Origin of the sequence: Pseudomonas sp. W15Feb9B, from assembly GCF_000828175.1 — a bacterium.
Taxonomy (GTDB): Bacteria; Pseudomonadota; Gammaproteobacteria; order Pseudomonadales; family Pseudomonadaceae; genus Aquipseudomonas; species Aquipseudomonas parakoreensis.
The window spans coordinates 19,456-41,886 of the sequence record NZ_JTKF01000023.1 but is presented as its reverse complement, the minus strand read 5'-3'; the positions used below and the strand labels follow the sequence as shown (position 1 = coordinate 41,886).

22 protein-coding genes are annotated in these 22,431 nt (G+C 60.8%); 2 read left to right on the top strand and 20 right to left on the bottom strand.

Annotated features, from left to right (window positions below; all coding sequences use genetic code 11):
- Positions 1 to 112: 112 nt before the first annotated feature.
- From OC71_RS12280 to OC71_RS12220, 13 genes are all read right to left on the bottom strand, one after another.
- Positions 113 to 904 (bottom strand): TatD family hydrolase, encoded by a 792-nt coding sequence (locus OC71_RS12280; RefSeq protein ID WP_041069202.1) that lies wholly within the window; start codon positions 902 to 904, stop codon positions 113 to 115.
- A 15-nt stretch (positions 905 to 919) separates the two neighbouring features.
- A complete protein-coding gene (locus OC71_RS12275; RefSeq protein WP_027612362.1) occupies positions 920 to 1,276 on the bottom strand; it encodes a PilZ domain-containing protein in 357 nt (118 codons plus the stop codon).
- A gap of 42 nt (positions 1,277 to 1,318) precedes the next feature.
- Positions 1,319 to 2,302: a DNA polymerase III subunit delta' gene (locus tag OC71_RS12270; RefSeq protein WP_041069199.1), complete on the bottom strand. Its 984-nt coding sequence runs from the start codon at positions 2,300 to 2,302 to the stop codon at positions 1,319 to 1,321.
- Positions 2,295 to 2,927: a dTMP kinase gene (tmk, locus tag OC71_RS12265; RefSeq protein ID WP_041069196.1), complete on the bottom strand. Its 633-nt coding sequence runs from the start codon at positions 2,925 to 2,927 to the stop codon at positions 2,295 to 2,297. The genes OC71_RS12270 and tmk overlap by 8 nt, the downstream gene beginning before the upstream one ends.
- A 19-nt stretch (positions 2,928 to 2,946) precedes the next feature.
- Entirely contained in the window at positions 2,947 to 4,101 is a 1,155-nt protein-coding gene (gene mltG / locus OC71_RS12260) for an endolytic transglycosylase MltG (RefSeq protein ID WP_041069194.1), read from the bottom strand.
- A 3-nt stretch (positions 4,102 to 4,104) separates the two neighbouring features.
- Positions 4,105 to 4,920 carry an aminodeoxychorismate lyase gene (gene pabC / locus OC71_RS12255; RefSeq protein ID WP_041069189.1) on the bottom strand — a complete coding sequence of 272 codons (816 nt, stop codon included), beginning with the start codon at positions 4,918 to 4,920 and terminating at the stop codon, positions 4,105 to 4,107.
- Positions 4,920 to 6,164 (bottom strand): beta-ketoacyl-ACP synthase II, encoded by a 1,245-nt coding sequence (fabF, locus tag OC71_RS12250; protein ID WP_003227039.1) that lies wholly within the window; start codon positions 6,162 to 6,164, stop codon positions 4,920 to 4,922. Before fabF ends, pabC begins: the two co-directional genes overlap by 1 nt.
- Before the next feature lie 108 nt (positions 6,165 to 6,272).
- The gene (gene acpP, locus OC71_RS12245; protein ID WP_003175607.1) at positions 6,273 to 6,509 is read right to left on the bottom strand and encodes an acyl carrier protein; all 237 of its coding nucleotides are present in this window, start codon (positions 6,507 to 6,509) and stop codon (positions 6,273 to 6,275) included.
- Between the two features lie 196 nt (positions 6,510 to 6,705).
- Positions 6,706 to 7,446, bottom strand: coding sequence for a 3-oxoacyl-ACP reductase FabG (fabG, locus tag OC71_RS12240; RefSeq protein ID WP_007967600.1), 741 nt, complete (start codon positions 7,444 to 7,446; stop codon positions 6,706 to 6,708).
- 16 nt (positions 7,447 to 7,462) lie between these two features.
- Positions 7,463 to 8,401, bottom strand: a complete 939-nt coding sequence (gene fabD / locus OC71_RS12235) for an ACP S-malonyltransferase (protein WP_041069180.1) — start codon at positions 8,399 to 8,401, stop codon at positions 7,463 to 7,465.
- A gap of 123 nt (positions 8,402 to 8,524) precedes the next feature.
- Positions 8,525 to 9,535, bottom strand: coding sequence for a phosphate acyltransferase PlsX (gene plsX, locus OC71_RS12230; protein WP_084234183.1), 1,011 nt, complete (start codon positions 9,533 to 9,535; stop codon positions 8,525 to 8,527).
- A gap of 4 nt (positions 9,536 to 9,539) precedes the next feature.
- Positions 9,540 to 9,722, bottom strand: coding sequence for a 50S ribosomal protein L32 (gene rpmF, locus OC71_RS12225; RefSeq protein WP_003179396.1), 183 nt, complete (start codon positions 9,720 to 9,722; stop codon positions 9,540 to 9,542).
- 13 nt (positions 9,723 to 9,735) lie between these two features.
- On the bottom strand, positions 9,736 to 10,263 hold the full coding sequence (locus tag OC71_RS12220) for a YceD family protein (RefSeq protein WP_003204262.1): 528 nt from the start codon (positions 10,261 to 10,263) through the stop codon (positions 9,736 to 9,738).
- A gap of 105 nt (positions 10,264 to 10,368) precedes the next feature.
- Here OC71_RS12220 and OC71_RS12215 point away from each other — a divergent pair, with 105 nt between their 5' ends.
- The gene (locus OC71_RS12215; protein WP_041069150.1) at positions 10,369 to 10,947 is read left to right on the top strand and encodes a nucleoside triphosphate pyrophosphatase; all 579 of its coding nucleotides are present in this window, start codon (positions 10,369 to 10,371) and stop codon (positions 10,945 to 10,947) included.
- A gap of 86 nt (positions 10,948 to 11,033) precedes the next feature.
- Here the strand turns inward: OC71_RS12215 and sppA are convergent, their stop codons facing one another.
- From sppA to rluC, 3 genes are read right to left on the bottom strand one after another with little or no spacing between them, the layout of a single operon-like run.
- The gene (gene sppA, locus OC71_RS12210) at positions 11,034 to 12,023 is read right to left on the bottom strand and encodes a signal peptide peptidase SppA (RefSeq protein WP_027612352.1); all 990 of its coding nucleotides are present in this window, start codon (positions 12,021 to 12,023) and stop codon (positions 11,034 to 11,036) included.
- A 24-nt stretch (positions 12,024 to 12,047) separates the two neighbouring features.
- Positions 12,048 to 12,710, bottom strand: a complete 663-nt coding sequence (locus OC71_RS12205; RefSeq protein WP_041069147.1) for an HAD-IA family hydrolase — start codon at positions 12,708 to 12,710, stop codon at positions 12,048 to 12,050.
- Positions 12,697 to 13,659 carry a 23S rRNA pseudouridine(955/2504/2580) synthase RluC gene (gene rluC / locus OC71_RS12200; protein WP_007950779.1) on the bottom strand — a complete coding sequence of 321 codons (963 nt, stop codon included), beginning with the start codon at positions 13,657 to 13,659 and terminating at the stop codon, positions 12,697 to 12,699. Before rluC ends, OC71_RS12205 begins: the two co-directional genes overlap by 14 nt.
- Before the next feature lie 699 nt (positions 13,660 to 14,358).
- Here rluC and rne point away from each other — a divergent pair.
- The gene (rne, locus tag OC71_RS12195; protein WP_041069142.1) at positions 14,359 to 17,595 is read left to right on the top strand and encodes a ribonuclease E; all 3,237 of its coding nucleotides are present in this window, start codon (positions 14,359 to 14,361) and stop codon (positions 17,593 to 17,595) included.
- Positions 17,596 to 17,743: 148 nt separating this feature from the next.
- Here rne and OC71_RS12190 read toward each other — a convergent pair whose 3' ends face one another.
- From OC71_RS12190 to OC71_RS12175, 4 genes are read right to left on the bottom strand one after another with little or no spacing between them, the layout of a single operon-like run.
- The gene (locus OC71_RS12190) at positions 17,744 to 18,334 is read right to left on the bottom strand and encodes a nucleotidyltransferase family protein (protein WP_041069139.1); all 591 of its coding nucleotides are present in this window, start codon (positions 18,332 to 18,334) and stop codon (positions 17,744 to 17,746) included.
- On the bottom strand, positions 18,331 to 19,311 hold the full coding sequence (locus tag OC71_RS12185; protein ID WP_041069137.1) for an XdhC family protein: 981 nt from the start codon (positions 19,309 to 19,311) through the stop codon (positions 18,331 to 18,333). Before OC71_RS12185 ends, OC71_RS12190 begins: the two co-directional genes overlap by 4 nt.
- Positions 19,311 to 21,632, bottom strand: coding sequence for a xanthine dehydrogenase family protein molybdopterin-binding subunit (locus OC71_RS12180; RefSeq protein WP_041069134.1), 2,322 nt, complete (start codon positions 21,630 to 21,632; stop codon positions 19,311 to 19,313). Before OC71_RS12180 ends, OC71_RS12185 begins: the two co-directional genes overlap by 1 nt.
- Entirely contained in the window at positions 21,629 to 22,099 is a 471-nt protein-coding gene (locus tag OC71_RS12175; protein WP_041069131.1) for a (2Fe-2S)-binding protein, read from the bottom strand. Before OC71_RS12175 ends, OC71_RS12180 begins: the two co-directional genes overlap by 4 nt.
- Positions 22,100 to 22,431: the final 332 nt, after the last annotated feature.

Genomic DNA, 22,431 nt, shown 5'->3' with positions numbered 1-22,431 from the left:
CGTGCCGGTAAAGGTACCAAGGGACCGCGTGCCTTTGTTTTACTCCTAATGGTCTTAACCCGGATTCACCCCCCAGAACCCGGGTTTTTTTTGCCTGCGATTTGCCGATGACCTACATGGCAGATTTGACAGAGGCCAGCGGAAACAGGCGCTTGAAGTTCTCGGTCGTCTGCTCGGCAAACCGCTCATAGTCTTCCCCACGCAGCATCGCCAGAAACTCCGCCACCTCGCGCACGTACTGCGGCAGGTTCGGTTTGCCGCGATACGGGATCGGCGCCAGATACGGCGAGTCGGTCTCCACCAGCAAGCGATCGGCCGGCACCTTGCTCGCCACATCGCGCAGAGCGTCGGCGTTGCGGAAGGTGACGATGCCCGACAGGGAAATGTAATAACCCATGTCCAGCGCAGCCTTGGCCATGTCCCAGTCTTCGGTGAAGCAATGCAGCACACCGGCCTGGGGCAACGCCGCTTCGCGCAGCAGTTCGAGGGTATCGGCACGGGCGCCACGGGTGTGGATGATCACCGGTTTACCGGTCTGCCGGGCAGCTTGCAGGTGCAGGCGGAAGGATGCCTGTTGCAGCTCGGCGGCTTCCGGCTCGTAGTGATAATCCAGACCGGTTTCACCGATCGCCACCACTTTCGGGTGATTGAGCTCATGCAGCAGCCAGTCCAGCGCCGGCGCCGCGCCCGGTTGCACATCCAATGGGTGCACACCGACCGAGCAATCGACGTCGTCATAGCGCTCGGCGAGGGCTTTGACGTCGGCGGCGTTGTCGGCACTGACGCCGATGCACAGAAAATGCCCGACCCCACGCTGGCGGGCCGCATCAAGTGCAGCATCCAGCGAGCCGTCATGGGCGGCGAGGTCGAGGCGATCAAGGTGACAATGGGAATCTACGAGCATAAAAGAGACGGCTACTTACATCGTATGAGTGGGACGGTCGGATTTCAGGGCTCCGGCCAGATGGGTTTCGATGCGACTGCGGGCGGTGTTGTCGCCCTCGTTGAATTGCACGCCGACGCCGGCTGCGCGGTTGCCCTGAGCGCCTTTGGGGGTAATCCAGGCGACCTTGCCGGCCACCGGGATCTTCTCCGCCTCGTCCATCAGGTTCAGCAGCATGAACACCTCGTCGCCCAACTTGTAGCTCTTGTTGGTCGGGATGAACAGGCCACCGTTCTTGATGAACGGCATGTAGGCGGCGTAAAGCACCGATTTGTCCTTGATCGTCAGGGATAGGATGCCGTTGCGCGGCCCGGGGCTGATGGCTTCATTCATGTTGACCTCCACTGCTGATGTTCAGAGTCTAGGTACACATTCTTATCTTTGACCAGGCAAACCCGCCCATTGCACCAACAACGCTTCCAGCAGCAGTGCCGGGTTGAGGTTGGCTTTGCTCAGGACTTTCTGCCGCTGGGCGAGAATCCAGTCCTGAATATCGAGGACTTTGCCCTGAGCGCTTTTCTGCGCCAGGTACTGCACGACTTTGCGCATATCGGTCAGGCCGAGGCCGGCTTCATCCTGGGTCAGTTGATAGCGCAGGATCAGGCTCGACCAGTCGCAGAACCAGTCGAACAGGCGCAGCATCGGAATGCTTTTCCATTCTTCGGCCAATTGTGTCGGCGATTGCTGCTGCTTGAGCAACTTCTTCACCCCTTCGACCACCTGCGCCCGCTGCTCACGCACGCCCTGGGACTGCAGACTGACTGCCGCCAATGGCGAACCTGCCGCCAGCGTCAGCAATTCGATGCGCTCCTCTTCGGAACACTCCGGCAGCGCCTGTGCCAGCCATTGCAGGCTCATGGCCTCACCGGGCAGCGGACACGCCTGCTGCACGCAGCGGCTCTTGATCGTCGGCAGCAAACGGCTCGGCTGGTGGCTCACCAGCAACAGCACGGTATCGCCGGAAGGCTCTTCAAGGCTTTTTAGCAAGGCGTTGGCGGCGTTGATGTTCATCGACTCCACCGGTTCGATCAGCACCACCTTGCGCCCACCCAGTTGCGCGGTCTGCACCACGAAACTGACCAGATCGCGGACCTGATCGACCTTGATCGCCTTGTCGGCTTCCTCGGGCTCAAGGATGTAATTGTCCGGATGACTGCCTGCCTTGAGCAGCAGGCAGGATTTGCACTCGCCGCACGCTTCCGGCGTAGGACGCTGACAAAGCAGGCTGGCCATCAGACGTTCGGCCAGCGCGCGCTTGCCGATCCCGGCCGGGCCGTGCAGCAAATACGCGTGAGCGTGCTGACTGCGTCCGGCCAGTTGCTGCCAGAGGCTGTCCTGCCATGGATAGGCCTCAGCCACGAATCAGCTCCAGCAAGTTCGGAATCAAGGTATCCAGCGATTGCTGAACCTTGACCAATGGCTGACCGGCATCGATGCGCACATAGCGCGCAGGATCAGCCTCAGCGCGCTTGAGAAACGCATTGCGCACGGCTTCGAAAAACGCCCGGCCTTCCAGCTCGAAACGATCCAGACGGCCACGGGCACTGGCACGAGCCAGGCCCATTTCCACCGGCAGATCGAAAATCAGTGTCAGATCCGGACGCAAGTCGCCCTGAACGAACGTCTCCAGCGCAGCAATACGCTCCATTGACAAACCACGACCGCCGCCCTGATAGGCATACGTCGAATCAGTGAAACGATCACACAACACCACCGCGCCACGGGCCAGTGCCGGACGAATCACTTCGGCCAGATGCTGGGCGCGCGCGGCGAACACCAGCAACAACTCGGTGTCGGGGTTCATGACCTCATCGGCCGGGGCCAGCAGCACGTCGCGAATCCGTTCGGCCAGTGGCGTTCCGCCGGGTTCGCGAGTCAGCACCACTTCGATACCTTCAACGCGCAGACGCTCGGCGAGGTACTCGCGGTTGGTGCTCTTGCCGGCGCCTTCCGGGCCTTCCAGGGTAATAAACAAGCCAGTCACAGGCAGTCCTTAATCAAAGTCATTGCGCGTTTTGCGGTGCCGCCGTCTCAGGCTCGGCAGCAGGGGCTGGCGCAGGTTCCTGAGGCGGAACTTGCGGTAGCGCCTCAGGGCCGGTGTCCGGGGACGCCGCCGGCGCATTCGCCGGGGCCGGGCTGGAGCGGTAATCGGCGCGGCGCTTGAGCTGGAATTCGCGCACCGCAATATTGTGTGCGTCCAGGTCATCGGAGAACACGTGACTGCCATCACCACGGGCGACAAAATACAGACTGTTGCCTTCCACGGGGTTCAGCGCGGCGTGAATCGCCTCGCGACCGACCATGGCAATCGGCGTCGGCGGCAACCCGGGAATCACATAGGTGTTGTAGGGCGTCGGCTCCTTGAGATGAGCACGGGTCAATTTGCCGGTGTAGCGGTCGCCCAGGCCATAGATCACGGTCGGGTCGGTCTGCAACTGCATGCCCAGCGCCATGCGGCGCACGAACACGCCGGCAATCTGCCCACGCTCCTGCGGCACACCGGTTTCCTTCTCTACCAGCGACGCCATGATCAGCGCCTGATAAGGCTCGCTGTACGGCGCATCGGCCGAGCGGTTTTCCCACTCCTTGGCCAACACTTCATCGAGCCGGTCAAAGGCCTTCTTCAGCAATTCGACATCGGAAACGCCCCGCACGAAACGGTAGGTATCCGGGAAGAACCGACCTTCCGGGAACAATCCACGATGACCGATTTTCTCCATCACTTCGCTGTCGCTCAAACCCTTGAGGGTTTGCTCGATCTTTTCATCTTTTGCCAGCGCGGCGCGGACCTGGTGGAAATTCCAGCCCTCGACCAGCGTCAGACTGTATTGCACCACTTCGCCACGCTTCCACAAGTCGATCAGACCGTTGACGGTCATGCCTGGCAGCATGCGGTACTCGCCGGTATGGATCGGTGTGCCGGCCAGATTGAAGCGCCAGTAAATGCGCAACCAGAAGGCGTCCTTGATGACCCCATCGGTTTCGAGTTCAAGAAAGGTGCGGGTCGGTGTCGAGCCTTTCGGCACATCCAGCAGTTCTTCCCGCGTGATGTTCAGAGGCTGTTCCAGCGCCGAATGAATTTTCCAGGCGCTGGCGCCCAGTAGCAGCCCTGCCAGAACCAGTCCGGTTTCCAGCAGCAGCAAGAATTTACGTCTCACGAATCAGGCATCCAGTAGCGCGCGGGCAATGGTTTGCAGTTTACGGGTGAGCGGGCCAACCGGCCAGCTCAGTGCAGCGTAGGCGCGTACCGGCCAGACGCCATAAACGCTGTTGCAGATAAAGACTTCGTCAGCCCATTGCAGCTGTTCGAGGCTTACATCGGTAATTTGGGTGGGGATGGCCAATGACTCGGCCTGAAACAATAGTTCGGCACGCATCACACCGACCACGCCACAGCGCTTCAGATCCGGGGTGATCAGTACGCCGTCGCGCACCAGAAACAGGTTGCTGAACACGCCTTCGATGACGCGTCCGGCCTGATCAAGCATCAAGCCTTCGGCGTGTTCGCCGTCGCGCCATTCGGCGCGGGCAAGCACTTGCTCCAGACGATTCAGATGCTTGAGCCCGGCCAGCAACGGCTGGCTCGACAGCCGCGTGACGCAGGGAAACAGACGCACACCCTGCTCGCCATGCACCGCAGGATAAGCCGCAGGCGGGTTGCCTTGCAGGATGCGCCGACCCTGCGCCGCAGGATCGGGCGCGTAGCCACGCAAGCCATCACCACGGGTGAGGATCAGCTTGAGCACGCCCTCGCCCATTGCTGCGGCATAGGCCCGCAGTTCCGTGCGAACCTGATCAATATCCGCAGCGATAGCCAGACGCGAGCAGCCCTCGGCCAACCGCGTCAGGTGACGATCCAGCAATATCGGCTGGCCGCCGTGCACGGCGATGGTCTCGAACAGCCCATCGCCATAAGCCAGGCCGCGATCTTTCAGCGACAGAGCGTCAGCCGGCTGACCGTCGACCCAACTGTCCATCAGCCGGCGAACCGACGGAACGCCAACGTGCCGTTGGTGCCGCCAAACCCGAAGGAGTTGGACAGGACGACATCGATGTCCATGTTGCGCGCCGTGTGCGGCACGAAATCGAGATCGCAGCCTTCATCCGGCTCGTCGAGGTTGATGGTTGGCGGGGCCACCTGGCTGTTGATTGCCAGCACACTGAAGATCGCCTCGACCGCGCCCGCCGCACCCAGCAGGTGACCGGTCATGGACTTGGTGGAGCTGACCGCCAGGTTGTAGGCGTGATCACCGAACACGGTCTTGATCGCGTTGGCTTCGGCAAGGTCGCCGGCCGGGGTCGAAGTACCGTGGGCGTTGATGTACTGCACCTGGTCGATGTTGATTTTCGCATCGCGCAAAGCATTGGTGATGCAGCGCGCTGCACCAGCGCCATCAGCGGGTGGCGAAGTCATGTGGAACGCATCGCCACTGGTGCCGAAGCCGATCAGCTCGGCATAGATGGTCGCGCCGCGAGCCTTGGCGTGCTCGAGCTCTTCGAGCACCAGCGCGCCGGCACCGTCGGACAGCACGAAGCCATCACGGCCCTTGTCCCATGGACGACTGGCGCGAGTGGGTTCGTCGTTGCGGGTCGACAGCGCACGGGACGCGCCGAAGCCGCCCATGCCCAGACCGCATGCGGCCATCTCGGCACCACCGGCGATCATCACGTCGGCTTCGTCGTACATGATGTTGCGCGCCGCCATGCCAATGCAGTGCGTACCGGTGGTACAGGCAGTGGAAATGGCGTAGTTCGGCCCCTGTGCACCCAGATGGATGGACAGAAAACCGGAAATCATATTGATGATCGAGCCTGGCACGAAGAATGGCGAGATTCGGCGCGGGCCCGTCTCATGCAGGGTACGGCTGGTTTCTTCGATATTGGTCAGACCGCCGATGCCCGAACCCATGGCCACGCCAATGCGTTCACGGTTGGCGTCGGTGACTTCCAGACCAGCATTGCGAACAGCCTGAAAACCCGCGGCCAGACCGTACTGAATGAACAGGTCGAGCTTGCGTGCTTCCTTGACCGACAGGTATTCCTCGACATTGAAGCCCTTTACCGAGCCGCCAAAACGGGTGGAATAGGCAGAAAGGTCGGTGTGTTCGATCAGACCAATGCCACTGCGGCCAGCCAGAATGCCCTGCCAGCTGCTTGGCACATCCGTGCCCAGTGGCGACAACATACCCATACCGGTGACTACGACGCGTCTACGCGACACAGCACTCTCCTTTTTCAAATGACGACTTTGCATCAGGCCTAAAGAAAAAACCGCACGCCATGATGGCAGTGCGGTTTTTCCATGACAGCAGACAACGATTACAAACTATTACGCCTGGTGGCTAGTAACGTAGTCGATTGCAGCTTGTACAGTAGTGATCTTCTCAGCTTCTTCGTCAGGGATTTCGGTCTCGAATTCCTCTTCCAGAGCCATCACCAGCTCAACGGTGTCAAGGGAGTCGGCACCCAGGTCTTCAACGAAGGAAGCAGTGTTGACCACTTCTTCTTCTTTAACACCCAGTTGCTCGGCAACGATTTTCTTGACGCGCTCTTCGATGGTGCTCATACCTTGTTTTCACTCCTAATGGACAAATTCAGGCAGCTGGCCAGTGGGTAAGTGTATAGAAAGGCTTTTCAGCTTTTCAACTGAAAGCTTCACTCCTCAAACCCTGCGGCCCTCTGCCTATAAATAGATTGCAGCTTTATAACGGATTTTAGACAGCTCGTATGACATTTTTTTGAAGCAATCCGTCACATTTTACTTACATGTACATCCCACCGTTCACCGGGATTGTAGCCCCAGTGACGTATGCCGCACCGTCGGATGCAAGAAAAGCGACCACCGAGGCGATCTCTTGAGCTTGCCCCAGACGGCCCAGCGGAATCTGCGTCTGCAAGGCTTCACGCTGTGCTTCCGGCAGTTCGCGGGTCATATCGGTGTCGATGAACCCTGGGGTTACCGAGTTGACCGTAATCGAACGCGAACCGACTTCACGCGCCATCGCACGGCTGAAACCTTCCAGACCGGCCTTGGCGGCTGCATAGTTTACTTGGCCTGCGTTGCCCATGGCACCCACCACCGAGCCAATACTGATAATTCGGCCCCAGCGCGCTTTGGTCATGCCACGCAAAACGCCCTTGGACAGGCGATACAGACTGTTCAGATTGGTATCGATCACGTCGTACCATTCATCGTCTTTCATGCGCATCATCAGATTATCGCGGGTGATGCCAGCATTATTGACCAGAATGGCCGGCGCACCGAACTGCTCCTGAATGCTCGCCAGCACCGCGCTGACCGATTCGTCGCTGGTGACGTTCAGTTCCAGACCCGTGCCCTGGATACCGTGCTCTTTCAGGGTGGCAGCAATGGCCTCGGCGCCTTTGGCGGAGGTCGCGGTGCCAACAACGATGGCGCCCTGACGACCCAGTTCCAGTGCGATGGCCTGGCCGATACCGCGGCTTGCACCGGTGACCAGTGCAACTTTACCTTGCAGACTCATGCAAGTTTCTCCTGATTCAGGCCAGCGCTGCACGGGCGGCAGCGAAAGCGTCTGGGGTATTGAGGTTGGAAGTCGAAACGCCTTCGGCGCAACGTTTGTTCAGACCGGCCAGGACTTTGCCCGGACCGCATTCGACCAGACTGGTGGCGCCTTTGGCGGCCAGGGTCTGGACCGATTCAACCCAGCGAACGGGCTTGTACAGTTGTTCGAGCAGATCACGCTTGAGGGTTTCCAGATCGGCCGGCACTTGCGCGCTGACGTTCTGTACGACCGGGATCTGCGGTGCCTGCCAGTCGATGGCAGCGATGGATTCGGCAAAGCGCTCGGCTGCCGGACGCATCAGCTCGCAGTGCGACGGCACGCTCACCGGCAACGGCATGGCACGTTTCGCACCACGGGCCTTGCAACCTTCAATGGCACGCTCGACGGCAGCCTTGGCACCGGCAATCACCACCTGGCCCGGCGAGTTGAAGTTCACCGCGCTGACCACTTCGCCTTGCGCCGCTTCGGCACAGGCGGCCAGCACATCAGCGTCTTCCAGACCGAGAATCGCAGCCATGCCACCCTGCCCGGCCGGAACGGCTTCCTGCATCAGCTGGCCACGGCGCTCAACGAGTTTCACCGCATCAGCCAGGCTCAGGCTGCCAGCAGCAACCAGCGCGCTGTATTCACCCAGGCTGTGACCGGCAACGAATGCCGGACGCGCGCCACCTTCAACCAGCCACAGACGCCACAGGGCGATCGAGGCGGTCAGAATGGCCGGTTGGGTTTTATCGGTTTGATTGAGCAGCTCTTCCGGGCCCTGCTGGGTCAATGCCCACAGGTCATAGCCCAGAGCCTCAGAGGCTTCTTTGAAAGTTTCGAGGATCAGCGGATGTTCCGCGCCCAGCTCGGCCAGCATGCCGAGGGACTGCGAACCCTGTCCTGGAAAGACGAATGCGAGGGAAGCAGACATGTAACAAGCCCCTAATGATCTTGTCGTCGGAAAGTGACGCCCCACCGGGGGACGCAAGAAACTGACAGTTGGATGGCCCTTTGAACCGGGCGGTCACATTTAAGCATTGTCCGACGAAAACGCCTAAGACAACAGATCCTCCAGACGACCGTGGAGGCGCTCGGGGAGGTTCTCCTGAATCTCGATCAGCGCGCGCTGAATCGCGCTCTGAAAGCCCTGAACCCCGGCCGAACCGTGACTTTTCACCACGATGCCCTGCAAGCCGAGAAAACTTGCGCCGTTATGTCGCGCAGGCGCCAGATCCGCCTGCAGACGCTTCATCAATGGCAGGGCCAATGCACCCACCACGCGGGAAGCGAAGCTTTGCTTGAACAAGGCCTCGATACGCGCAGCGATCATCGTCGCCAGGCCTTCGCTGGACTTGAGCAGGATATTGCCGACAAAACCGTCACAGACCACCACATCCGCCTCGCCGCGATACAGGCCATCGCCCTCGACAAAACCGATGTAGTGGATGCCGCGCGCCGCCTGCAACAAAGTCGCCGCCAACTTGACCTGCTGATTGCCCTTGATGTCTTCGGTGCCAATATTCAGCAACGCGACACGCGGCCGGGCGATGCCCAGCGTCTGCGCCGCCACCGAGCCCATCACCGCGAACTGCAACAGATGCTCGGCGCTGCAATCAACGTTGGCGCCCAGGTCGAGCAACTGGCAATAACCCTTCTGCGTCGGAATCGCCGCCACCATCGCCGGCCGATCAATCCCCGGCAAGGTCTTGAGCACGAAACGCGACAGCGCCATCAACGCCCCGGTATTGCCGGCGCTGACACAGGCCTGGGCCTTGCCGTCACGCACCAGCTCCAGGGCGACACGCATCGACGAATCCGGCTTGCCACGCAAGGCCTGGGTCGGCTTTTCGTCCATGGTGATGACTTCAGACGCCGGGACAATCGTCAGGCGCGCGCGATCGGCAGCCGATTGGCCGTTGATCAGTTCTTCAAGAAGGGAGGGTTGACCGACGAGGGTCAGGTGCAGCGAGGGCGTAGCAGAAAGGCAAGCAAGGCTGGCCTGAACAATGCTGCGGGGACCGAAGTCCCCGCCCATTGCGTCAATCGCGATGACTTGAGCGGACAAGTGATTACTCGTCAGCGCCCTTGTCGATCACTTTACGGCCACGGTATACGCCTTCTGGCGATACGTGGTGACGCAGGTGAACTTCACCAGTGGTTTTTTCTACAGACAGGGTGCTAGCCTCGAGAGCGTCGTGCGAACGGCGCATGTCACGGGCAGAGCGGGATTTTTTGTTCTGCTGAACAGCCATAATTGATTAACTCCTAAACGTTTGGGTCACGCTTTAACTGCGCCAATACACTGAACGGGTTGGACCGCGTTACCTCGTCCTCGCTCGGTTCGGGCTCATCTGCTCCCGCCGGCTGCTGGCATTCTTCCGGATGATGAGCAGGCACAATGGGCAAGGCGAGCAGAAGCTCCTCCTCGATCAGTGACTGCAGATCCAATGGATCTTCGCCCAGTTCCAGCACGTCATAACCTTTCGGTAACGACTGGGTATTCGCACCCTCCTTCACAACAGCGTAACTGCATTCGCTGTGGATCGGCAGGGTGACCAGCTCAAGACAACGCTGGCAAACCATTTTGACTTCGGTGTCGATAAAGCTGTGGATCACCACAGATTTACGTTCATCTCGCTCAAAAACGAATTTGGCCTGCACCGTACCGACATCGTCGGAAAGCGGGTCGCAGAGTCTCTTCAAATCGGCCAGCAGCAGTTCACCTTGAAGGGTGGTGCCACGGTCAGCCAATTTGCGCGGGTCAACGTGAGGTGGAATCGGGTCATTCAACATAGGCGCAGCATTATAGGGATGCCCCCACCCATGTCAAAGGAAATTGTGCCCTGTCCGTCACTTGCGTGCCTCCGCTAGAATTCGCGCCTGCCTCAGGAGACGTCAATGCTGCCTTTATTACTTGCTTCGAGCTCGACTTATCGCCGTGAATTGCTCGCCCGCCTGCACCTGCCGTTCGTCTGCAGCTCGCCGGATATCGACGAAAGCCACCAGCCGGGCGAATCCGCCATCGAACTGGTCAAGCGCCTCGCCGAACAGAAAGCCCGCGCACTGGCCGCCAGCTACCCCGCTCATCTGATTATCGGCTCAGACCAGGTCGCAGTGCTCGGCGAACGGATCATCGGCAAGCCACACACCTTCGACAGGGCTCGCGAGCAACTGCTGGCCGCCAGCGGCGCCAGCGTGACCTTCCTCACCGGCCTGGCCCTGCTCAACAGCCAGACCGGCCACTGCCAGGTCGACTGCGTGCCATTTACCGTACACATGCGCCAGCTCGACGAGGCGCGCATCGAGCGCTACCTGCGCCTCGAGCAGCCCTACGACTGCGCCGGCAGCTTCAAGGCCGAGGGCCTGGGCGTGAGCCTGTTTCAGTCCACCGAAGGATCTGACGCCACCAGCCTGATCGGCCTGCCACTGATTCGCCTGATCGACATGCTGCTGGCCGAAGGCGTGCAAATCCCTTAAAGCAAAAGATCGCAGCCTGCGGCAGCCCCTACATTGATCTCTGTAGGAGCTGCAGCAGGCTGCGATCTTTTGATCTTTACAACGAATCAGCGCAACGAAGGCCCGTGGAACCCCATCCACATCGCCAACTGCTCAGCGACACTGGCACCGAGCTTTTTCGAGAAGCGGTCGAATGGCGATTCCTGAACCGTGAAGTCCACCAGCTCTTTCTCGCCAATCACGTCCCGCGCCACCGAACTGGCATTCCCCAAACCATCGATCAGGCCCAGCGGCAGCGCCTGCTCGCCAGACCAGACCAGCCCGGAGAACAGCTCCGGATGCTCCTTGTCCTTCAGTCGATCGCCACGCCCCTGTTTGACACTATTGATGAACTGCTTATGCGTGGTGTCGAGCACGGTCTGCCAGAAAGCCGTCTCATCAGGCTTCTGCGGCTGGAACGGATCCAGGAACGACTTGTGCTCACCTGACGTATAGGTGCGACGCTCGACGCCCAGCTTGTCCATGGTGCCGACAAAACCGTAACCGGCCGCCGTTACACCGATGGAGCCGACCAGACTGGCCTTGTCGGCATAGATCTGATCCGCCGCACTGGCGATGTAATAGGCACCTGACGCACCGAGATCGGAAATCACCGCGTACACCTTGGTATCCGGATGCAGGCCGCGCAAACGCTTGATCTCGTCATACACATAACCCGACTGCACCGGGCTGCCGCCAGGACTGTTGATCCGCAGAATGACACCCTTGACCTTCTTGTCTTCGAAGGCGGCACGCAAGCTGCCGACGATGTTATCGGCACTGGCAGGCTCCTTGTCGGCAATCATGCCGGTGACGTCGATGAGCGCGGTGTAGTTCGGACCACGGGTGGCGCTCTTCTCCATGTCCATCAGCGGCGTGAACAGGATCAGCGCAACAAACAGATAAACAAACGTCAGCAGCTTGAAGAAGATCCCCCAACGCCGTGAGCGACGCTGCTCCTGCACACTGGCCAGCAAAGTCTTTTCCAGCAGCTTCCAGCTTTTCTCGTCACCGTCGTCGGCACTTGCCTTGGCCGGTGCTTTCCATTCGTCGGTCATACGCTGTACCCCAGCAAAAACGTATTAAGCCTGCTGCCCCAGCCAGGCGTGCAATTCACTAAAACGGTCGATCGACAGGCGCGGTTCGAACTGCTGCAGCGACTCGATCGACTGCGCGCCGTAGCTGACCGCCACCGACGCCATACCCGCATTGCGTGCCATCAGCAGATCGAAGGACGAATCCCCGACCATCAGCGCCTGCTCGGGCCGCACGCCGCAATGCGCGAGAATCTGCTCCAACATCAACGGATGCGGCTTGCTCGCGGTCTCGTCGGCGGCGCGGGTGATATCGAAATAATCTTCCCAACCATTAGCCTTGAGCACCCGGTCCAGTCCGCGACGATTCTTGCCGGTCGCGACCGCCAGGTGATAGCCCTGCTCGCGAAACGACGCCATCGACTCGACCACACCCTCGAACAGCGGCGAAGGCACGGCTTCTGCCTCGATGTAATGATCGGCGTAGTACTCGCGAAACAGGGTCATTTCGGCATCGCTGATGTCCGGGTACAAGGTACGGATTGCCTCGGGCAAGCCCAGACCGATGATGCCCTTGACGGCAAAATCATCGCGCAACTCGAAACCGGAACGAGTGGACGCCGAATGCATCGCCTCGACAATCCGACCAATGGAATCGGCGAGGGTGCCGTCCCAATCGAAAATCAGCAGTTTGTAATCAGATGGGCGCACTCAACCGCTCCACGGTCTTGGCCCACATTTCATCCACTGGGGCTTGCAGCTTGAGTTCACCGCCATCGGGCAGTGGCACGGTCAGCATGTAGGCGTGCAGAAACAGGCGCTTGCCGCCCAGATCACGGATTTCCTTGCTGAAACCGTCATCGCCGTACTTGGTGTCGCCGGCAATGCAATGCCCGGCGTGCAACGTGTGGACGCGAATCTGGTGGGTGCGCCCGGTGATCGGCTTGGCTTCGATCAGGGTGGCAAAGTCGCCAAAGCGGCGCAGGACCTTGAACACGGTCACCGACTCCTTGCCCTCCTCCTCGTCGACCTCGACCATGCGCTCCCCGGAGCGCAGGTTGCTTTTACCCAGTGCCGCGCGGACTTGCTTGATCGAAGTCGCCCAATTGCCACGCACCAGTGCCATGTAGCGCTTGTCGACACCATCGCCACGCAAGGCGGCGTGCAAGTGCCGCAACATGCTGCGCTTCTTGGCGATCATCAGCAGGCCGGAAGTGTCACGGTCGAGACGATGAACCAGCTCCAGCTCCTTGGCATCGGGACGCAACTGACGAAAGGCTTCGATCACCCCGTAATTCAAGCCGCTGCCGCCGTGAACCGCAATGCCGGCGGGCTTGTTGATCACGATCAGGGCTTTGTCTTCGTAGACAATCGAGGCTTCCAGACGCTGCAACAGGCCTTGAGCCAATGGCACCGGTTCGTCGCGCTCAGGCACACGAACCGGCGGCACGCGCACGATATCGCCGGCCTGCAGCTTGTATTCGGGCTTGATCCGCCCCTTGTTCACGCGCACTTCGCCTTTACGCAAAATGCGGTAAATCAAGGTCTTGGGCACGCCTTTGAGCCGGGCAAGGAGGAAATTGTCGATTCGTTGGCCGGCATACTCCGGCGAGACTTCAAGCAGTTGAACGCCTGGAGTCGAAGGGGCAGTAGTTGTCATGCCGCGGATGATAACAATTTTTATGGAATTGAAGCACTTAATCATTGCTGCTATAGTCGCGAACGCCGCCAAAAGCGGCCTGGACAGCGGAACCACGGTCAAAAACCGGCCCTGACCAACGCAATTCACCAGGACGCGAGGCCGTCCTACGGGGCTTTCGCTACGTAACGGTGGAGTTTGCAGTTGTAACAAGCGCAGGTGACATGAGGCCTGAATTACACCGTCGAGCAGAGTTTTCACTCGCCTGACAGGCACACATTCAAGGCCAGTTCACAAAGTGCAGTCAGCTGCAGATGACCCCGAGCGAAGGCTTCGGAAACATCGCCTGAATTAGCCATGATGCGTGACCTCCCCTTTCGGAGCTCACGGTAAATGCCAACCCGCTGCGGATTCTGCGCGCGGCAGCACCCGAATTATCAGGGATACGTGTAGGGTGGAGATGCACAACCGCCGGACTGTGTAGCAATAGGCTTTATCAAGACGCTTCATCTCGTCCACAGCCGCTGGTTGATTCCTCCTCCTGACTGAGTGCTTAAGTAGCCACAGCAAGCAGGACGCGTACGTCGCGATATCGGCCCAATTGGCCTGACATCGCTGGACACGGGAATGGCCAACCACTCCCGACGCACCTGACACCGACCGTGAGAAGTCGTGTGTGCCGAACGCCGTTTCCGGCAGCCCGGAAACCGACGGTACTACATGAAAAGAATGCTGATTAACGCAACTCAACCCGAAGAGTTGCGTGTTGCACTGGTAGATGGCCAACGCCTCTACGACCTGGACATCGAATCCGGTGCACGCGAGCAGAAGAAGGCCAACATCTACAAAGGCCGTATCACTCGCATCGAACCAAGCCTTGAGGCTGCCTTTGTCGATTTCGGCTCCGAGCGCCACGGCTTCCTGCCCCTCAAAGAAATCTCCCGCGAATACTTCAAGAAAGCCCCTGAAGGCCGCGTCAACATCAAGGACGTCCTGAGCGAAGGCCAGGAAGTCATCGTTCAGGTCGAAAAAGAAGAACGTGGCAACAAGGGCGCCGCCCTGACCACGTTCATCAGCCTGGCCGGTCGTTACCTCGTGCTGATGCCGAACAACCCGCGTGCCGGCGGTATCTCCCGTCGCATCGAAGGCGAAGAACGCAACGAACTGCGTGAAGCGCTGAACGGTCTGGTTGCTCCAGCCGACATGGGTCTGATCGTGCGCACTGCCGGCCTGGGCCGCAGCAGCGAAGAAATGCAGTGGGACCTCGATTACCTGCTGCAACTGTGGACCGCCATCAAAGAAGCCTCGCTGGATCGCTCCGCGCCATTCCTGATCTACCAGGAAAGCAACGTGATCATCCGCGCCATCCGCGATTACCTGCGCCAGGACATCGGCGAAGTGCTGATCGACAGCGTTGAAGCCCAGGACGAAGCCCTGACCTTCATCCGCCAGGTGATGCCGCAGTACGCCAGCAAGATCAAGCTGTACGAAGACAGCGTGCCGCTGTTCAACCGTTTCCAGATCGAAAGCCAGATCGAGACCGCTTTCCAGCGCGTCGTCGAACTGCCTTCCGGCGGTTCCATCGTCATCGATCCGACCGAAGCCCTGGTGTCCATCGACATCAACTCGGCGCGCGCCACCAAAGGCAGCGACATCGAAGAAACCGCGCTGCAGACCAACCTTGAAGCCGCCGAAGAAATCGCCCGTCAGTTGCGCCTGCGCGACATCGGCGGCCTGATCGTCATCGACTTCATCGACATGACCCCAGCCAAGAACCAGCGCGCCGTGGAAGAGAAAGTCCGCGAATGCCTGGAAGCCGACCGCGCTCGCGTGCAGATCGGCCGCATTTCGCGCTTCGGCCTGCTGGAAATGTCCCGTCAGCGCCTGCGTCCATCGCTTGGCGAAAGCAGCGGCATCGTCTGCCCACGCTGCAACGGCACCGGCATCATCCGTGACGTCGAATCGCTGTCGCTGGCAATCCTGCGCCTGATCGAAGAAGAAGCCCTGAAAGACCGCACTGCCGAAGTGCGCGCTCAGGTGCCGATCCCGGTTGCCGCGTTCCTGCTCAACGAAAAACGCAACTCGATCACCAAGATCGAACTGCGCACCCGTGCCCGTATCGTCATTCTGCCGAACGACCACCTGGAAACCCCGCACTTCGAAGTTCAGCGTCTGCGTGACGACAGCCCGGAAGCCGCGACCAACCAGTCCAGCTACGAAATCGCTGCTGCCGCTGCCGAAGTCGAAGAAGTCCAGCCAGCCGCTGCGACCCGCACCCTGGTTCGCCAGGAAGCTGCGGTCAAGACAGCTCCGGCCCGCGCCAACGCACCAGTGCCAACCGAAGTCGCCGCACCAGCCCCCGCGCCGGCTCCGGTTGCCGCGCCAGAGCCAAGCCTGTTCAAGGGCCTGGTGAAGTCGCTGGTCAGCCTGTTCGCTACCAAAGAAGAGCCAGCCGCTCCGGTCGTCGTTGAAAAACCGGCCACCGAGCGTCCGGCCCGCAACGAAGAGCGTCGCAACGGTCGTCAGCAGAGCCGCAACCGTAACGGTCGCCGCGATGAAGAGCGCAAGCCGCGCGAAGAACGTGCACCGCGTGAAGAACGCGCCCCACGCGAGCCGCGTGAAGAGCGTCAGCCACGTGAAGCCCGTGAAGTCCGCGAGCCACGTGAAGCCCGTACCGAGGCGCCAGCCGCTCGCGAAGAACGTGCTCCACGCGCTCCGCGTGAAGAACGTGCGCCACGTGCTCCACGTGAAGACCGCAAGCCACGTGGCGAGCGTGAAGAGCGTGTGCGTGAACTGCGCGAGCCTCTGGACGCCGCTCCGGCTGCACCCGTAGCGGCAGCCACTGCCGCCGTGGTCGCAGAAGAGCGTCCGGCCCGTCAGCCACGCGAAGAACGCGCACCGCGTCCGCCGCGTGAAGAGCGTCAACCGCGCGCCGAGCAGGCCGCTGCTGCCGTCGCTGAAGAAGAAGTGAACACTAACGAAGAGCAACTGCCGGAAGACGGTCAGGACAACGCCGAAGGCGATCGTCCACGTCGTCGCTCCCGTGGTCAGCGCCGTCGCAGCAACCGTCGCGAGCGTCAGCGTGATGCCAACGGCAACGTGATCGAAGGTTCGGAAGAATCCGAGTCCGGCGAAAACGCCGCTGCTCCAAGCGCTGCCGATCTGGCTGCCGGCCTGGCCGTGACCGCCGCTGTTGCCAGCAGCGTGATCAGCGCTCCGGCCGAAGCACAGGCTCACGAGCAAGCCGAACGTGCTACCGCCGCAGTTCAGGAAACCGCTCCAGTGGAAGCGCCGGTTGTTGAGGCCACCACCCCGGTGGAAGTGATTGCTGCTCCGGAAGTCGAAGTCGCGCCGGTTCGCGAAGCTCAGCATCAAGCTGACGTCGCTGCCGAACCTGCTCCGGCAGTTGAAGCGCCAGTCGTGACCGCAGAGCCGGTTGCTGAAACCGTCGCTGAAACCGTGACCGAAACCGTGCGTGAAGTTCGCGAAGAACAGACCGCGTTCAACTGGGTTGCCGAGCCTGCCGTCGCTTCAACGCCAGCGCCAGTCGTTGAAGCCCCAGTGGTTGAAGAAGCCAAGGCTGCCGCGCCAGTGGTTGAAGCCGCTGCACCGGCTCCAGCGCCAGTCGTTGAAGCACCGGTCGAAGCACCTGTGGTGGCCGAAGAGCCTGCTCCAGTGGTTGAAGCCACTCCGGTCAGCGCCCTGACGCCAAACGGCCGTGCGCCAAACGACCCACGTGAAGTGCGTCGCCGCAAGCGTGAAGCCGAGCGCCTGCAGAAGGAAGCCGAACTGGCTGCCGCTGCTGCTCCGGCTACTGAAGTGGTCGAGGTTGCTGCCGTGACTGAAGAAGCCGTGGTTGAATCGGTCATCGCCGAAGCACCACGCTCCGTTCAGGACGCGGTCGAGCATCACCAAGCGGCCGAGGAAAAAGAACACGAGCCTAAACCGCTCGTCTGATTCCGAAAGCCAATAAAAAGCCCCGCCGGGTGAAAACCTGGCGGGGCTTTTTTATTTCATTTAGAAGATCAAAAGATCGCAGCCTTCGGCAGCTCCTACATAGGTCTCCTGTAGGAGCTGCCGAAGGCTGCGATCTTTTGATCTGGCTTTATTTGAACACCAACGCTTCTGGCACATCGATATCCCACAACACCCCGGGATCATCCACCGCTACCTCAATCACCCTGCCCTGCTTGAACAAAGGCCTGGCGCCGCGATCACCACTCAAGGCCTGCAAGCCCGGCCCGAACGAACGCCCAAACCCCACCGGATGGCCAAATTCGCCCTCCTGCACCGGCACACTAACCGCGTCATCGGTCATTGCCGCCACCACCCGCTCAATGCTCGACGGCAAAATAAACGGCATGTCCCCCAACACGATCAGCCAGCCATCCGCCTCGGGGCAGGCGGCAACGCCCGCCGCAATGCTGTCACCCATCCCGCTCGATTCAATCGAGACCACGTCACAGCTATAAGCCTGAGCCATGCGCATCGCCTGCGGCCGTGCTTCAGTGGTCACCAGCACCCGCTTGTCGAGGTTGGCCGGCAGATTCAGCAACACTTGCTCGATCACCGAGCGCACCGCGCCATCACGCCCGGTGCAATCGGCCAGCAACTTGTCCTTGTCGGCACCGGCAACCTGGCGAAAGCGACTGCCCTCGCCCGCCGCCAATACGATCACTGCGATGGATCGACTCATGCGCCCTCCACGGCTTTCTTCTGTTTCAACTCGACACCATTCTTGATCGCCACAATCTCCGCCAACAACGACAGGGCAATCTCCGCCGGTGAATGGCTGCCGATGTGCAGACCGATCGGCCCATGCAATCGCGCAATGGCTGATTCTGACAAGCCTAGCTGAGCCAGATTGTCCCGGCGTTTCTGACTGTTGACCCGAGAGCCGAGTGCACCGACATAGAAGGCCGGCGAATCGAGCGCCGTAAGCAACGCCATATCATCCAGACGGGGATCGTGAGTCAGCGCGACGATGGCTGTGCGTTCGTCCGTCTGAATGCTCAACACCGCGTCATCCGGCATACCCGGGACGAACCGTCCGTGGTGCTCTTCCCAGCCATAGACGAACTCGGTACGCGGATCGCAAATCAGCACTTCGAAATCCAGCAGCCGGGCCATGTCCGCCACGTAGCGCGACAGCTGCCCGGCACCGATCAACAGCAGACGCCAGCGCGGGCCATAAATGGCGCGCAGGGTCTTGCCGTCGAATGCCAGCACATCGGATTTGCTCGCCGCTGATAGCACCACTTCGCCGGTTTCGATGTTCAGCTCACGGGCGACAATTTCATGCGCCTCACACCGCGCGAGCAATTCGGCGACCCACGCCGGATCAGCGACCCGCTCCTCGGTCAGGCGCAGCGTACCGCCACAGGGCAAGCCGAAGCGCGCAGCCTCCTCGCGGGTGACGCCATAGGTAATCAGCTGCACCGGTGGTCCGTCGCTGGCGATGCGCCCGTCGTGCAGACGGGCGATCAAGTCATCCTCGACACAACCGCCCGACACCGAGCCAATCACCACGCCGTCCTCGCGCAACGCGAGCATCGCGCCGGGTGCACGGGGCGCGGTGCCCCAGGTCTGCACCACGCTGAACAGCACCACCCGCTGCCCGGCGCGGCGCCATTCGAGCACGCTGCGCAGAACGTTGAGATCGGCGCCGTCCATCACGCTTGCGCCTTCTGCCAACCCTGCAACTGATAACGCACCGGCAGGTTGCGGATGCGCTGGCCGGTGGCAGCGAAGATGGCGTTACACAGCGCCGGCGCAATCGGTGGCACGCCGGGTTCACCGACACCACCCAACGGCACGTCGCCCGGCGGCGTCACCAAATGCACCGCGATTGCCTTCGGCGCCAGCGACATGCGCGCCACTTCGTACATGTGGAAGTTGTCCTGCTGGACCTTGCCGTCCTTGAAGCTGATTTCACCCAGCACCGCGTTGCCCAGGCCCATCACACAGGCGCCTTCGAACTGCGAGCGGATGCGTTCCGGGTTGATCTGCGGGCCGCAATCGACGGCGATGTCAGCCTTGTGCACGATCAGCGTACCGTCGTCCTTGACCTCGACTTCGATCACCGCCGCCACATAAGTGACGAAGCTGTAATGCACCGCCAGACCCAGACCACGGCCCTTGGGCAACTGACGTCCCCAACCGGCAGCCTTGGCCGCAGTTTCCAGTACCGTGCGCATGCGTCCGGTGTCGATCGGGTAGCGCTCGGGGGATTCGCCGTAGTTCCACTCCTCGCTCAGGGTGCGTGGATCGATCTGCCGATCCGGGCCGAGCAACTTGATCTGATATTTGAGCGGATCGACGCCGGCCTTGTGCGCCAGCTCATCGACAAAACTCTGAATCGCAAACCCGTGAGGAATGTTCGACACCGAGCGATACCAGCCGACGCGGGTATGCACCGTGGCTTCGGGGTTTTCCAGACGCACGTTGGGAATCGAGTAGGCCATGTTGGTAAAGCCCATGCCCAGCTCGAACGCCGCTTCATGGTTCATGCCCGGCGCAAACAGCGCGGTAATGCTTGGTGCCACGGTACGGTGCAGCCAGCCGGACGGCATGCCGTCCTTGCCGACAGCCGCCTTCAAATACTCGGCGGACACTGTGTGGAAATACGAGTTATGGATGTCATCTTCGCGGGTCCATTGCACTCGCACGGCTTTACCGGGGAACTCCTTGGCAAGGATCGCCGCTTCGACGACGAAATCCGGCTTGGATTTACGTCCGAAACCACCACCGAGCAGCGTGACGTTGAAGGTGACATTGTCGAACGGCAGCCCCAGGCGCTCGGCGATGCGCTCGCGAGTCACCTGCGGCGCCTGGCTCGGCGCCCATGCTTCACACACACCTTTGTCGTAGCGAGCGATGGCGACCATCGGCTCCATCGGTGCCTGCGCCAGATGCGGCAAATAGTAGGAGGCTTCGAGGCTACTGGCAGCGCCGCTCAGTGCCTTGTCGATATCACCGGTATTGCGTACCACTTTGCCGGGTTTGCGCGACGCCGCTTCCAGCGCTTTGCGGTAAGCGATCGAGTCGTAACTGGCGTTGGGGCCGTCGTCCCATTGGATCTTCAGCGCCTCGCGCCCCTTGATCGCCGCCCAGGTATTGCTGGCAATCACCGCAACGCCGCCCAGCGGCTGGAATTCCGACGGCAGCGGACGGCTTTCGATCTGCATGACCTTCAGCACACCCGGAACCTTCAGCGCGGCGCTGTCATCCAGCGACTTGACCTTGCCGCCGTACACCGCCGGACGGGCGATGGTCGCGTAGAGCATGCCGTCGAAATGCACGTCGGCGCCATACACCGCGCGCCCGTTGACGATGTCGGCACCGTCGATGGCTTTGGTGCCTTCCTTGCCGATGTAGCGAAACTCCGACGGCTGCTTGAGGCGCAAGCTGTCACGGGCCGGCACCGCCAGCGCACTGGCTGCAGCGGCAAGTTCGCCGTAACCCAGCTCGCGGCCGGACGGTGTGTGCAGCACTTTGTGCAACTGCGCATGGCACTCGCCCACCGGCACCTGCCACTGCGCAGCGGCGGCTTGTTCCAGCATGGTCCGGGCCGCCGCGCCGCAACGGCGCATCGGTTCATACCAGTGACGCATGCTGCGTGAACCGTCAGTGTCCTGGTTGCCGAACCGCACTTCATCGCCCGGCGCCTGCTGCACTTTGACCTTGGCCCAATCGGCGTCCAGTTCATCGGCGACCACCATGGTCAGGCTGGTGCGCACACCCTGGCCCATTTCCGAGCGGTTGCAGACCACGGTGACCGTGCCGTCTGCGGCAATGCTCACGTAAACCTTGGGATCGTCGATCCAGCCGTTGGGCATGCCATCAGCGCCAAACTTCTTCGGCGCGTCTTCAGCAAATGCATCCTGCCAGCCCCAGCTCGCGGCCAGCACCAATGCGCCCGTGGCGCCGACGCCTTTGAGAAAACCGCGGCGGCTGAGATTGCTCAGGGCGAAATCATTCGGCAAGCGGCTCATGCCTTGGCCTCCTTCAGGTGAGTTGAAGCCTGACGGATCGCGGTCTTGATCCGGTTATACGTGCCGCACCGGCAAATGTTGCCGACCATTGCCTCTTCGATCTGCTCGTCGCTCGGATTAGGGTTGGTCTTGAGCAATGCGGTGGCAGACATGATCTGCCCGCCCTGACAGAAACCGCACTGCGCCACGGCGCTGTCGAGCCAGGCTTGCTGAACGACTTGTCCAACCGGATCGGCGTGCAGATTGTCGATGGTGGTGACGCTTTGCCCGACCACCGAGCCGATCGGCGTAATGCAACTGCGCGCCGGCAAGCCGTCGATGTGAATGGTGCAGGCGCCGCACAGGCCCATGCCGCAGCCGAATTTGGTGCCGTTGTAACCGGCGACATCACGAATAGCCCACAACAGCGGCATGTCTTCGCTGACATCCAGTTGATGGTCCTGGCCATTGAGTTTCAGGGTAATCATGGGCACGCCCGCCTATTCTTGGTGGTTATGGGGTCGAGCAGAACTGGCGGTGATTCACGCAGATCGACTCAGGCTAATGGGCCAATACACATCAGTGAAGCCGAACACTGAACCTGTGGCGAGGGAGCTTGCTCCCACTGGACTGCGGAGCAGGCCCTTCTTGAAAGCGGGGCCGCTACGCGCCCCAGCGGGAGCAAGCTCCCTCGCCACAGGGTCATCGCTGACTGATATGTGGTTGGCACAGGCTCTCTTGTGCCGACGCGAACGTCTGCACCGGGCCTTTGGTGGAGCAAATGACGGTTATCGTTAGCTGGCTAAGTTTACCCACCGTT